Source organism: Acinetobacter sp. A3, assembly GCF_012371415.1.
Lineage (GTDB): Bacteria > Pseudomonadota > Gammaproteobacteria > Pseudomonadales > Moraxellaceae > Acinetobacter.
Map to the genome: position 1 here is coordinate 73365 of NZ_JAAZQW010000008.1, position 13127 is coordinate 86491.

The window sequence follows — 13127 nt, forward strand, 5'->3', positions numbered from 1 at the left end:
CAACCACATCAAATACCGTTTAAATCCACACGACTTAACTTCTATAAATGACCTACGCATCCATGAAAATCGACATCTCTAGCACAGAAGCAGATGAAAACACAGTCAGCCGAAATAAAGCATGCTAAACTGCCTTGCATAAGGATTAAACTGCATGAACCATGTCAAATATCAACAAAAAGTTATTTAAGCGCTTGCACTTAAATCATGCTTATGGACAGCTGATTGCGCTCATTTTTGTGCCAATTATGATTTTGGCATGTGTTGGAACCATGTTGGTTCTATCTGAAACCTCTAATGCAGCCAAAGCACAACAGCGGCAAATGGCAATTGCGATTTTGACCCGATTTGAATTACCGTCTGAAGCAGCCCTACATCAATTATCTAGCTTTCCATGGAAGTACGAAGAAGCACGTTCTTATATGCAAAATATGATGAACGAAAAGCATTTGATTCGTACTGCACTGATTGATGCCACAGGTACACGACGCTTAAGCATGGGCTTTCAAGACCAAGCGGGCTGGCCAAAATTTCCAAAAAATGCCGAGTTTTTTGGCCCAATTCTATATAACAATAATCATGTTTATGGCATGCAAGTGCAGCAAGACATCAACCAACCTGCATGGTTATTGATTGAGCTAGACAATCAACCGCTACAAATTGCCCGCTATCGGGTCATGATTGTCTTGATTGCCACAGGTTTACTGACCTTATTACTGTTATTGCTGTGTCTGAATTTCTATTCACGTCGCTGGATTGCACCGATGTATGAAATTCGCATGCAGTTGCAACGTCTGAATGCCGATACGCTTGATCAACACATGGTGATTAACAGTACGGGTGAACTGCGTTTATTACAGCGTGATATTGCCAATGTAGTCAAACGCCTGCATTTCAGCTTTTTGGAACTCAAAGAACATACCGAACAAACTGAAGATGACTTGCGTCGTACCCTCGACACCTTAGAAGTGCAGAACATCACCTACCGTCAAGCACGTGACCAAGCGATTTCTGCCAACCAATCCAAATCGGTATTTTTGGCCAATATCAGTCACGAACTCAGAACCCCGCTGAACAGTATAGATGGTTTTATTCACCTGTTATTGCGTCAGGAAAACCTGAGTAATGAGCAAAATTTGTATTTACAAACCATTCGTAAGTCGTCTGCACACCTTTTGGCTTTAATTAATGATGTCTTGGATTTTTCCAAAATTGATGCCGGTAAACTGGAACTGGATACTGCGCCTTTTGATTTAGAAGAAGCCATTTTTGATGTGATGGATATGCTCTCGCCTTTGGCCGCACAAAAGCACATCAACATGGCTTTTTACTTTGCCGACAACGTACCACAGCATGTGTTGGGTGACGCTTTACGCTTTAAACAAATTTTAACCAACCTGATTTCCAATGCGATTAAATTCACACCCGATGGTGAAATTATTGTACGTGCGCGCGTGGAACATGACGATATTGGACAATGCCTGATTCACTTTAGCGTACAGGATAGTGGCATTGGTTTAAGCGGCACAGACCGCAAAAAGCTGTTCGAATCTTTCTCTCAGGGCGATACTTCAGTCACGCGCCAGTTTGGTGGTACAGGCTTAGGCCTTGCGATCTCCAAGCAATTAGTGCATTTAATGCAAGGTCAAATTGGCTTTGAAGACAATCAAGAGCGTGCCCCAACAGAAAAAGGCTCAACCTTCTGGTTTACCGCCATGTTTGCTGTAGATGAGGCACATGAGCAACAGCATCCGAGCTTTAAAGATGTGCAAGTGGTGTCATATTTGGCACACCCTGCCACTGCCAATGTTTTGCGTCATTATCTAGAAAATTATGCAGTACAACACATTGAAACAGCTTCTATTTTAGATTTATTCAGCCGCTTAAAAGATGTAGCAAATACGCAAGACAATACCTGGTTAATTGTGGATCACAGCAGTGACACCGAAGCGCTATTGAAAGAAATTCGCACACGTTATCAGGGAAATTTGGCTGTTTATGGCTATCAAATGTCAATTGACCCAAGTGTGTTGAATGAGTACCGTGCACGCGCCTTGTATCAACCGCTCAGTCGTTCTGCGCTGATTCAATTACTCAACAATGAACACAACTTTGTCGAACCTGATGCAACTTCATTTGATGGTAAAGGCTTGCACATTTTGGCAGTAGATGATCACTTGCCAAACCTGATTGTTCTAGAAGCTTTATTGGGCGAACTCAACGTCACCACCACCAAGGCACAAAGTGGTCAGGAGGCTTTAGATATTCTGCAACAACGTATTGAGCAAGGATTACAGCCTTTCGATTTGATTTTCATGGACATTCAAATGCCTGTTATGTCTGGGGTAGACACCACCCGGGCGATCCGTTCTTTAGAATCGACACTGGAAAATCACAAACGTCTGCCAATTATTGCCCTGACTGCACACGCACTTGCCGATGAAAAACAAAAACTGCTGAAAGTGGGCATGGATGACTATGTCACCAAACCGATTCAGATTGAGCAGATCATTCAGATTCTCACCCACTGGACCACGCAAAGTTTTAATAAACCGCCTGCGGTTGATAAAGCCATTGTAATTGAAGCACTTGATCCAGACGTGCTGAACTGGCAACAAAGTCTGATGCTCGCTGCCAACAAAGAAGACCTTGCAGTAGATTTACTAAAAATGCTGGTCGACAGTTTTGCCACCGAATTAAATGAAATGGAACAACTGATTGAACTGGAAGATTTTCCGCAACTCGAGCACGTATTGCATCGGCTATATGGTGCAACCCGTTATGTTGGCACACCAAACCTGCAGGATGTCACGGGCTCATTTGAACAGTTTGTATCGACCTTGCGCAAGGAACGTCGTAAAGCCGACGAACTCTTTGTGCAGGAAGTGCTGAATCGTTATCAGGAGCTAAAAGCCTGCATCCAACAAGTGGAACATGCAGCAGAACATATTTTTGCTCAACACACAGCAACTGGTTCGTAGTAAATCTGGGATGAATAGCATTTCGTCAAAGCAAAAATAGCGTTTTAAATACACGTTTCACAAAAAGCATCACATGATTTTTAGGAATCATTTCAGGCAGAGTCCACCGTTTTGGCCGTGACTCTGCTGTCATTTATCTTGGGTCTGTGCATGCTATGCTTTGCCCAGTCAAAACAAGAGTGCACAACATGACCTTACTTCGTATTGAAAAAAATAATGGCATTGCAATCGTTTCATTAAACCGTCCAGACAAGCGCAATGCGATGAGCTTTGCCCTGCTCAAGGAATTGGTACGCACCGCAGAAAAACTGAAAAAAGACCGTAGCTTACGTTGTGTAATTTTAACAGGCGAAGCACAAGTTTTTAGCGCAGGCATTGATTTAGCCGACCTAAACAATCCACAAAACCGTGCTTTTGCAGCTTGGGAACTGATTAAACCAGGACAAAGCCTATTCCAAAAAGCATTTTTGGTTTGGCAAGAGTTACCTGTACCTGTCATTGCAGCAATGCAAGGTTATTGTTTTGGCGCAGGCATGCAACTGGCGTTGGCTGCAGACATTCGTATTGCGCATCCCGATACACAAATGTCGATCATGGAAAGTCGCTGGGGCTTAGTGCCAGACATGGGACTCAGCCGCTCTTTAAAAGGTTTAATTGGTTTAGACCTTGCCAAAGAATTAACCCTCACCGCACGTATTTTTGATGCCAACTATGCCAAAGAAATTGGTTTAGTGACACATCTTGCCGATAGCCCATTACAACAAGCACAAGTGCTTGCCGAAGAAATTGCACAGCGCTCTCCCGATGCTTTGGCAGCAGCCAAACAAGTATTGGATGCCATGGAACACACACCTGCAAAATCTTTACGCTTAGAAAAAATTTGGCAATTAAAATTATTATTGGGTAAAAATAGCCAATTGGCGCGTAAAAAGGATAAAAATCCAGAAGTACGCTTTGCCCCACGTCAATTTTAATCGCAAAATCTGCTGCCTACTTTGACCAAAGGCGAGATTGACATTTCATCAAGGGCTTGTAATGTAGGCAAAAAGGAGAACTCGCTATGCACTTTGACCATGACACACAAATCGCTTTTTTAGGTATGGGACTCATGGGCACGCGCATGGCGACCCGCTTAATTCAGGCAGGTTATAAGGTTGCAGTATGGAACCGCAGTCCTGCTGCATGCGAACCATTAATCAATGCAGGTGCTAAACTGCTTCAGCTGCAAGAGATCGGGCAATACCCTGTCATTTTGACCTGTTTAGCAGATGATCATGCAGTTCAAAGTGTATTTGATCAAATTGAACCGTACTTAACTGCCCAACAAGTCATTGTTGATTTTTCCAGCTTATCGGTTGCACAAACCAAAGCCCTTGCACAACAAGCCAAGCAAAAACACGTGACTTGGATTGACTCACCTGTATCTGGTGGCACCGCGGGAGCAGAACAAGGTACGCTAGTAATTTTTGCAGGTGGCGATGCCAACACTATTGAAAAATTAAGCCCAATTTATGCGGTGCTGTCACAACGTGTGACCCGCATGGGCGAAACCGCAACAGGACAAGCCACCAAAATTTGCAATCAATTGATTGTTGCCGCAAATAGTACCTTAATTGCAGAAGCCGTTGCCCTTGCTGCTCAAGCAGGTGTAGATACACAGCTACTTGCCCCAGCTTTGGCAGGTGGTTTTGCCGATTCAAAACCGTTTCAGATTTTAACCCCACGTATGGCCACCCACAGTTTTGAACCTGTGCAATGGAAAGTACAAACCCTGTCTAAAGATTTAAATAATGCAGTGCAACTTGCCGCAGCGTTTCAGCTGCAGATTCCTGTTGCCCAAAAAGCTCTATCTCAGCTTCAAGCCCATCAGGCTAAAGGTTTTGCCGAAGCAGATTTAGCCAGCATTATTTACCAAGTTGAAGCTTAAATTTTTTCATTACCATTCCTGAGCAAGGAGCTTATGCATGTCTAAACTTGTGGTTAATCTGTCAATGATATTTACCGAAGTCCCATTAATTGAACGCTTTGCCCTTGCTCGCCAACATGGTTTTCAGCACGTTGAAATTCAGTTTCCCTACGAGCTCAGTATCGAACAAATTCAAACTCAACTTCAGCTGCATGCACTTAGCCTGTGTCTGATTAATGTGCCTGCGGGTGACCTCATGCAAGGGGGTGATGGCTTAGCGGGGGTACCCGGTAAAGAACTTGAATTTCATCGTGGCTTAGAACAAGCCATTACCTATGCCAAAGCCCTAAATGTTCCAAGTGTGAATATTTTGGCAGGCAAACAACCTGCCGATGCAGACTTGTTACCTTGCTTAAACACACTGGCAGAAAATCTAAAACTGGCTTGCTCCATGCTCACTGAGCACCAGATTCAACCTGTATTTGAAATGATCAATGGCACAGATATGCCACGTTTTCTGGTACAGAACATTGCCCAAGCTCAGGAAATGTTAGAAGCTGTCAAACACCCTGCACTCAAAATGCAATTCGATTGTTATCACATGGCCATGATGGGTGAAGATGTGCTCAGCGCACTACAGGAAAACTTGCAAGATATTGGTCATATTCAATTTGCTGACTACCCAGGACGCCATGAACCTGACACAGGCCATTTGGACTATACCGCATTATTTGCATGGTTAGCGCAAAGTAATTACGCAGGTTATGTCGCTGCCGAATATCGCCCACGTTTAACATCAAATCAATCATTTGTGTGGAAAGACAAGTTTTTTCCGGCACAACAAAATGGTTAAAATCGGTGCGATTTGAATTTTTAGGCCAAAACGGCTATATTAGACGATGAATAATTTTAGGAAATTATACACCCCATGAATTTAGAACCATCGCCCGGCGCTTCTAATTCTCACGATCTTGCAATGAACACCGCAAAGCATGACGTACAAACTTGCCTTCAAGTTGTACATGAAGCACTACTCGATGTAAAAGCCAAAGAAATTGTTGAGCTTGATGTCAGCAGCATCAGCAATGTTGCAGATGCGATTGTCATTGCCAGCGGCACATCAACGCGTCATGTTAAATCCCTTGCCGATAATGTTGCTGAAGAAGCACGTAAAGCGGGTTTCCGCCCAATCGGCATTGAAGGCGAACGCGATGCTGAATGGATCTTGGTTGATCTTGGCATTGTTGTGGTACATCTTATGTTACCAACTGCACGTAAATTCTATGACCTTGAAAGCTTATGGCGTACCACACCTGAATCGGTTGCCTAATCTTTAAAGCTTCAAAACAGACCCAAGAAAATATGCAAAAGCGACTTTAAATAAGTCGCTTTTTTATGTGCAGTGTTTAAAAAATCATATGCAAACCAACTTACGTATTTGCACCACACAAGTCCCACCTTAACCCACTGACGATGGTCTCCGTGCGCTGATAATTTTCCGAAGCATGATCTTTAGCTTTCTTTTACGATCTCTTATACAACGAACAAAAAAACCGCCCGAAGGCGGTTCTTATCAGTCAGTTCACTTAGTGACCTGTACCGTTGATTGACTTCGTCATATCTTCCACAACTTTCTTAGCATCACCAAAGATCATCATGGTCTTGTCGTTATAGAACAAGTCGTTGTCCAAACCTGCATAACCCGTTGCCATTGAGCGCTTGATCACCATAATGGTACGTGCTTTATGCGCTTCAAGAATTGGCATACCGTAAATTGGCGAGTTCGGATCGTCTTTTGCTGCTGGGTTCACAACGTCATTCGCACCAATAACAAGTACTACATCTGTTGCTGGGAAATCTGAGTTGATCTCATCCATTTCTAAGATGTCTTCGTATGGTACGTCTGCTTCTGCAAGTAATACGTTCATGTGACCTGGCATACGACCTGCCACAGGGTGAATCGCAAAGCGAACAGTTACACCTTGTTCTTTCAGCAAGTTAGCCAATTCTTTAACTGCATTTTGTGCACGACCTTGCGCCATACCATAACCTGGTACAATCACTACGCTGTCAGCATTTGACATCAAGAAGCCAGCATCATCTGCAGAACCTGAGCGGTAGTTACGTTGTACTTGCTCACCAGCGCCAGCAGTCGGTGCTGCTGCACCACCCATCGCACCACCAAACAATACGTTGATGATTGAACGATTCATCGCTTTACACATAATGTACGACAGAATCGCACCCGATGAACCTACAAGTGAACCCGCAACAATCAGCATGTTGTTTTCAAGTGTGAAACCAATCCCTGCTGCAGCCCAACCTGAGAATGAGTTGAGAAGTGATACCACCACTGGCATATCACCACCACCTACAGGTGCAATCCATACCCAACCAAATGCAAGTGCAAGACCAGTCATTGCCCAGAATGATGTCATGTTTCCAGTCAAGAAGAAGTGGATACCAAAACCTAACATGGCAATGAAAATCAATGCTTGAACAGGTTTAACCCATGCACCTGAAATGGTTTTTGCCCATTTCTTTGCAGCCAGTTTGCCGTACGCAAATACAGATGCTGTAAAGGTAATTGCACCCACGAAACAACCCACAAACAATTCAAATAAATGAACTTTGCTCATTTCATGGAAATTAATACCATTTGCAGCCAATAGGTCTGGACCTAATTCCACCAACTTGTTGTTGTGAATAATTGCCGCAATGGCAATTAAAACTGCTGCCAAACCCACCAAAGAGTGCATCAGTGCAACTGTTTCAGGCATTTGAGTCATAGGAACAGTACGTGCGCGGGCAATACCAACGATTGCACCTAGAACCATAGCACCTACGATCATCCAAACCACTGGATTATCGGCTACAAAGAATGTGGTCAATACGGCAATTGCCATGGCGATCATGCCGTAGCGGTTACCTGCAATTGCTGTTTTTGGACCAGACAAACCACGAAGCGTTAAGATAAAAAGTACAGCCCCGATTAAATAGAACCAGTCTGCATATTCACGAATAAATTCCATGCATTAGCCCTCTTTTTTCTTTGCTTTTGGTTTGAACATTTCCAGCATACGTGCCGTTACTGCGAAACCACCAAAAATATTGATACTTGCCAAGAACACAGCAATAGCACCCAGTACACTCACCACGTTAATGGTTTGAAAATCGACACTACCTTCTACACCAACCATTGGTAAGCCAACAGTTTGAATCATCGCACCCACGATAATGATCGAAGACAGCGCATTGGTTACCGCCATAAGTGGCGTATGCAATGCAGGCGTTACGCCCCAAACCACGTAGTAACCTACGAAAATGGCAAGGACAAAAATCGTAATTGTTTCAACCATGAGAGTTCTCCTTAACCACGCTTTAACAGTACTTGACCGTTATGGGTCACCAGCAATGCTTTCTGAATTTCTTCTTCAGGATTCAGTGCAAAGTTCTTGTCGTTATCAAATAATGTTTCAACAAAATTCAATACATTACGTGCATAAAGTGCAGAGGCTTCAGTCGACACTGTAGATGGAATGTTTGGGATACCCAAAATTTTCACACCATTGGCAGTCACAACCGTTTCACCACATTGTGAACCTTCAACGTTACCACCTGTTTCTACCGCCATATCTAAAATGACTGAACCCGGTTTCATCTTTGCAACAGTTTCAGCTTTGATTAAACGTGGTGCATCACGACCAGGCAATAATGCCGTGGTAATCACAATATCAGCATTAGAAACAGCTTTATCTACAATAACAGCCTGATCTTTAATGTATTGTTCACCTGGCATCCAGCCGTAGCCATTTTTGGCAGCATCTGCAGCTTTTTGCTGTTCTTCTTCAGACATTGGCACGTCTAGCCATTTACCGCCTAAAGACTCTACCTGATCTTTCGCAGTTGGACGCAAGTCAGTTGCTTCAACTACCGCACCCAGACGTTTTGCCGTTGCAATGGCTTGCAGACCCGCAACACCCACACCCATGATTACAACACGTGCAGGTTTTACAGTACCCGCAGCCGTCATTAACATTGGGAACATGCGTTGGTATTCTGCTGCAGCCAACAGCACTGACTTATAGCCTGCCAAGTTGGCTTGTGATGACAACACATCCATATTTTGTGCACGTGACAAAGTACGTGGCAAAAGCTCTAACGCAAATGCAGACACCTGAGCCGCAGCAAACTGATCTAATTCAGTATTGCGGTAAGGATCAAACATCGCCACGACAGTACTATTCGGTGCCAATTTCTGAATTTCATCACCCTTCGGGGCACGAACTTTCAAAATCATTTGACTGCCACGATAAGCATCATCTGTCAGGCTTGCACCCACTTGTTCATAAGCACTGTCGATATAAGCGGCTTTAACACCCGCACCACGTTCAATGACTACGCTATGACCCGCGCTAATCAACTTCTTTACTGTTTCTGGCGTCGCAGCGACACGATTTTCACCGACAACAGTTTCGGTTGGAATTCCGATCTGCATGAGCGTCCCTCAAGCTAGTTTTTCTTAAGTCAACATCGTGGATAACGATGCTTTCCCCTCAGGATAAGTTTTGTTGAATTTTTGGATTCTAATGCAACATTTTTAAATTACCACCCAATATTTATTTAATAAATACCCATATTTTGAACTGATGATTCATAAAAATATTGTTGCGAGATATAATTGATAGATTTTGCTTCTTTAATATAAGTATAATTATTCAGCAATAACCGTATTTGGCAGGATCAAAACGACAGTACAGCAGTTTTGAGTTAGCAGTTCATCACATTTAAATGAATTTTGCATTGATCATTCTGACATGCATTTGGCTAAATTGGGAAAATCCGACTTAGACCCAAAAGATCATATATCTATACATTTGACCGCTAAAACTTAAAACTTCAATGCCAAATTGACTTTTCTGACAAATTTTATCGCTCGCTATACGTACTAATTTAGAGCCTATACCTCCCCATTAAAACCTTACAAATACCAACCTTTGCCTTATCAATAAAATCTAAAAGTGGCAGCAGCAAAACTTTTAAACTATCTGTAAATTTATTCAGTACATGTCTAAGTTGACCGCTATTATTTTTTTGAATTTTTTTAAACATCATTTTGTCTGATGATGGATTTTGTGTGTTTTGTAATATTTTAAAAGTTTTTGCACTATTATCGTGCAACCACAATCTATTTTACTTTTCACTTAATTTCGATGTTTTAAAGCAGACCCTTTACACAAAATCCGCTATGCTTAGTTGTTGATTTTTCCTGCCACACTTGCCGTTTTAAATCCTATGCAGGATCACTCAACTCTTTTTATCGTACTTTGCATTCACCCTTCACTTTAGCTTTTGCCATGATCAAACTTAATGCCACGCAATGGGGTTCCATCTTTGCGCTATTCGCTGCATTTTTGTTCAGTACCAAAGCGATTTTTATTAAACAGGCTTATGCACTTTCGCCATTGGTCGATGCCACTGTGCTCATGGCTTTACGTATGGCCAGTGCCTTGCCGTTTTTTCTGTTGATTTGCTGGTTCAACCGTCAGCACAGCCGCAACATTTCCAAAGGCAATTGGCTACTGCTGATTTTTTCAGGTTTGATCGGCTATTACTTTTCTAGCTGGTTAGACTTTTTAGGGTTGATGTTCATTAGCGCATCATTAGAACGGATTATTCTTTTTTTATATCCAACTCTGACTGTATTGGCGTCTAGCCTGATCTATAAACAAAAACTCAGCTGGTTGAGTTTACTTGCCATTGCCCTGAGTTATGGCGGCACAGTCATTGTGATGTTACAAGAACAAAGCAACACACCGCATGACTCGTACTTTTGGCTAGGCAGCAGTTTAGTCTTTGCCAGTGCGGTATGTTTTGCGGGTTATTTGCTGCTGACTCGACGATTGATTCAACATTTTGGCTCATGGAATTTTACAGGCTTGGCTTTAAGCATTGCCTGCTTAGGTACCTTGGTTCATTACTGCTTGGCCACACTGCATCCTCTAGCTTTGATTCAGCAGCTGCCATTACAGGTACTGGGCTACGGCGTTGCCTTGGGCATTTTTGTGACAGTACTGCCTACCTTGTTAATGGCGCACAGCATCGCCCGTTTAGGTGCAGCACAATCAGCTATGATTGCCTCAATTGGCCCCATTTTAACGATTTTATTGGCGACAGCATTTTTAGGTGAGCACCTGAATGGCATACAATGGTTGGGCTGTCTGCTGAATATTATAGGGGTGATGATGATTACATTGTCCAAAAACAAGTTTTCACATTAAAGACTTAAAACATCACCACAAAGTTTAGGATACTCACCGATTTTTCATCGCTCAAACTCAAACAGCGTCCTATTTACTCACAGCATCACACTGCCTTATAAGCTAGGAAGACTATGAATACTGCACCTGACATTAGCCAAGACAAAACCCTTTTATGGTTAATGGCGATTGCCTGCGGTTTATGTGCAGGTGCAAATTATTATTGCCAACCTTTGATTTACTCCATTCATCAATCTTTTCAAATTCCACAGTCACAAGTTGCACTGACTGTGACATTTGCACAAGTCTCTTACGCACTCGGCTTATTGTTTATTGTACCGATGGGCGATATTGTCAATAAAACCAAGTTCATCCCCTTGCTCATGTTCTTGGCATCGGTAGGTTTGTTTTTGTGTGCCTTTTCTAGCAATTTAAGCATGCTTTGGATTGGTACCATCATCACAGGGCTATTTTCTGTGGCGGCACAAGTATTAATTCCTTTTGCGACCATGACCGTAAAACCTGAAAAAATGGGCGAAGTTGTTGGTTTGCTGATGAGTGGTTTATTGGTCGGTATTTTACTTTCGACCAGTTTAGCAGGCTTGCTATCTAATTTATTTCACTGGAAAGTGATTTATCTGCTCAGCGGGATATTCATGTTGTGTATTGCTGCGGTACTCAAAGCACGTTTGCCTTTTATTTCTACCAGCAAACTCAGCTACTTTGCAGTATTTCAGTCTATGGGCAGACTGATTTTGGAAGAGCGCCGCTTAGTCTATCGCGCATTACTCGGGGCTTTTGCTTTTGCTGCGATGAGTGTTTTATTTTCCACCATTGCCGTATTACTCAAATCTAGTTTTGGCTTAGCCGATGTCATGGTCGGTATTGTGGCTTTGGTTGGAGTATTTGGCGCACTTTCGACCAAACAAGTGGGTAAAATTGCAGATCGTGGCTATGTCACAGCGCTGACTTGGGGCGGCTTAACCTTGCTCGGCATCAGTTGGATGTTTCTCTACTTTGGTCAATTCCAACTGTGGAGTTATATTTTGGGTTTTGGCTTGATTAACCTTGGCTTAGCGACTGTGCATAGCAGCAATCAAAATATTATTTTCCGCTTACGCCCAGATGCCAAATCACGCATCAATTCAGTCTATATGACCAGTTATTTTACAGGTGGTGCCTGCGGTTCTGCTTTAGGGATTTACGCATGGCAGCAAGGTGGATGGCTATGGAGCTGCATGGTTGGACTGTGTTTTGTTGCAGCCGCAATGTGCTTTGCCCTGCTTGATCACACGCATCAGCGCAAGCATCTTGCAGAAGCTTAAAGTGACTGACGACAACCATCTAGTTTAGGACATTTGCATCACAGGATAAAAAGGCTGACTGTTCCTTAAAATGTAGTCAAACATAGTCAAGGACTAATTCGCACTCTGTTAATGTCTTGTTGCCAAGCGTGTAACTAGAGCCTGAGTCGGTCAGTTCCGACTTGTAGCGGTCAGTCCGTTCTTGCAATATACGCTTTACAGTTTTGTAAGGCGTATAACGACTTATCTCATTGTCGTTTAATCTTGCAAGCACGTTTCTCGCAGCATTCCAATCAGCTTGCACAACTTCCCCATTGAAACGGTGAAAACAGAGGTGGTCCCACTTGTTTGAACAACTAAAAGCGTATTTATAAGTGATATTCCGCTCTAGTTAAGCCACCTTGTTTTGTTGGGGTAGCTGATCATAGTAAAACTCATTTGGTGTCATTTTGTCTAGACTCGAATGAGGTCGTTTCAAATTATAAAACTCAAAATATGCACTTAATTGCTTTTTCGCATCTGTGACACTGCTATAAGCTTTGAGATACACCTCTTCATATTTAACGCTCCGCCATAATCGTTCAACCATCACATTATCTACCCATCGACCTTTACCATCCATACTGATTTGAATGCCATTTGATTTCAATACATCAATAAATGCATCACTGGTAAA

Annotated in this window: 11 protein-coding genes; 7 read left to right on the forward strand and 4 right to left on the reverse strand. The window is 42.8% G+C overall.

What is annotated here, in order from left to right:
• Positions 1-161 precede the first annotated feature (161 nt).
• The 5 genes from HHA42_RS04665 to rsfS all read left to right on the forward strand — a co-directional run bounded on the left by HHA42_RS04665 (position 162) and on the right by rsfS (position 6217).
• Entirely contained in the window at positions 162-2981 is a 2820-nt protein-coding gene (locus HHA42_RS04665) for an ATP-binding protein (RefSeq protein WP_168525571.1), read from the forward strand.
• 188 nt (positions 2982-3169) lie between these two features.
• A complete protein-coding gene (locus HHA42_RS04670) occupies positions 3170-3955 on the forward strand; it encodes a crotonase/enoyl-CoA hydratase family protein (protein ID WP_168525573.1) in 786 nt (261 codons plus the stop codon).
• A gap of 86 nt (positions 3956-4041) precedes the next feature.
• Positions 4042-4908, forward strand: a complete 867-nt coding sequence (locus tag HHA42_RS04675; protein ID WP_168419145.1) for an NAD(P)-dependent oxidoreductase — start codon at positions 4042-4044, stop codon at positions 4906-4908.
• 37 nt (positions 4909-4945) lie between these two features.
• Positions 4946-5740 (forward strand): TIM barrel protein, encoded by a 795-nt coding sequence (locus HHA42_RS04680; protein WP_168525575.1) that lies wholly within the window; start codon positions 4946-4948, stop codon positions 5738-5740.
• A 75-nt stretch (positions 5741-5815) separates the two neighbouring features.
• Complete coding sequence (gene rsfS / locus HHA42_RS04685; RefSeq protein WP_168419147.1) at positions 5816-6217, forward strand: ribosome silencing factor; 402 nt, start codon at positions 5816-5818, stop codon at positions 6215-6217.
• Between the two features lie 256 nt (positions 6218-6473).
• On the opposite strand, the gene HHA42_RS04690 is transcribed toward rsfS, so the two are convergent.
• The 3 genes from HHA42_RS04690 to HHA42_RS04700 are packed head-to-tail and all read right to left on the reverse strand — an operon-like array spanning position 6474 to position 9385.
• Positions 6474-7919, reverse strand: coding sequence for an NAD(P)(+) transhydrogenase (Re/Si-specific) subunit beta (locus tag HHA42_RS04690; protein ID WP_168419149.1), 1446 nt, complete (start codon positions 7917-7919; stop codon positions 6474-6476).
• Positions 7920-7922: 3 nt separating this feature from the next.
• Entirely contained in the window at positions 7923-8246 is a 324-nt protein-coding gene (locus HHA42_RS04695) for a proton-translocating transhydrogenase family protein (protein ID WP_168419150.1), read from the reverse strand.
• A gap of 11 nt (positions 8247-8257) precedes the next feature.
• Positions 8258-9385 carry a Re/Si-specific NAD(P)(+) transhydrogenase subunit alpha gene (locus tag HHA42_RS04700; RefSeq protein ID WP_168419151.1) on the reverse strand — a complete coding sequence of 376 codons (1128 nt, stop codon included), beginning with the start codon at positions 9383-9385 and terminating at the stop codon, positions 8258-8260.
• 859 nt (positions 9386-10244) lie between these two features.
• Here HHA42_RS04700 and HHA42_RS04705 point away from each other — a divergent pair.
• Positions 10245-11168, forward strand: a complete 924-nt coding sequence (locus tag HHA42_RS04705; protein WP_168525577.1) for a DMT family transporter — start codon at positions 10245-10247, stop codon at positions 11166-11168.
• Positions 11169-11281: 113 nt separating this feature from the next.
• Positions 11282-12472 (forward strand): MFS transporter, encoded by a 1191-nt coding sequence (locus tag HHA42_RS04710; RefSeq protein ID WP_168419155.1) that lies wholly within the window; start codon positions 11282-11284, stop codon positions 12470-12472.
• A gap of 370 nt (positions 12473-12842) precedes the next feature.
• Here HHA42_RS04710 and HHA42_RS04715 read toward each other — a convergent pair.
• A partial coding sequence (locus HHA42_RS04715) for an integrase core domain-containing protein (protein WP_129717574.1) occupies positions 12843-13127 on the reverse strand: 285 nt, incomplete at its 5' end.

What these genes read in the sequence shown, in the direction of transcription:
- HHA42_RS04670 (WP_168525573.1), top strand. Translation starts at nt 3,170, where the DNA reads ATGACCTTACTTCGTATTGAAAAAAATAATGGCATTGCAATCGTTTCA.
- HHA42_RS04705 (WP_168525577.1), top strand. Translation starts at nt 10,245, where the DNA reads ATGATCAAACTTAATGCCACGCAATGGGGTTCCATCTTTGCGCTATTC.
- HHA42_RS04695 (WP_168419150.1), bottom strand. Translation starts at nt 8,246, where the DNA reads ATGGTTGAAACAATTACGATTTTTGTCCTTGCCATTTTCGTAGGTTAC.
- HHA42_RS04675 (WP_168419145.1), top strand. Translation starts at nt 4,042, where the DNA reads ATGCACTTTGACCATGACACACAAATCGCTTTTTTAGGTATGGGACTC.
- rsfS (WP_168419147.1), top strand. Translation starts at nt 5,816, where the DNA reads ATGAATTTAGAACCATCGCCCGGCGCTTCTAATTCTCACGATCTTGCA.
- HHA42_RS04710 (WP_168419155.1), top strand. Translation starts at nt 11,282, where the DNA reads ATGAATACTGCACCTGACATTAGCCAAGACAAAACCCTTTTATGGTTA.
- HHA42_RS04700 (WP_168419151.1), bottom strand. Translation starts at nt 9,385, where the DNA reads ATGCAGATCGGAATTCCAACCGAAACTGTTGTCGGTGAAAATCGTGTC.
- HHA42_RS04680 (WP_168525575.1), top strand. Translation starts at nt 4,946, where the DNA reads ATGTCTAAACTTGTGGTTAATCTGTCAATGATATTTACCGAAGTCCCA.
- HHA42_RS04665 (WP_168525571.1), top strand. Translation starts at nt 162, where the DNA reads ATGTCAAATATCAACAAAAAGTTATTTAAGCGCTTGCACTTAAATCAT.
- HHA42_RS04690 (WP_168419149.1), bottom strand. Translation starts at nt 7,919, where the DNA reads ATGGAATTTATTCGTGAATATGCAGACTGGTTCTATTTAATCGGGGCT.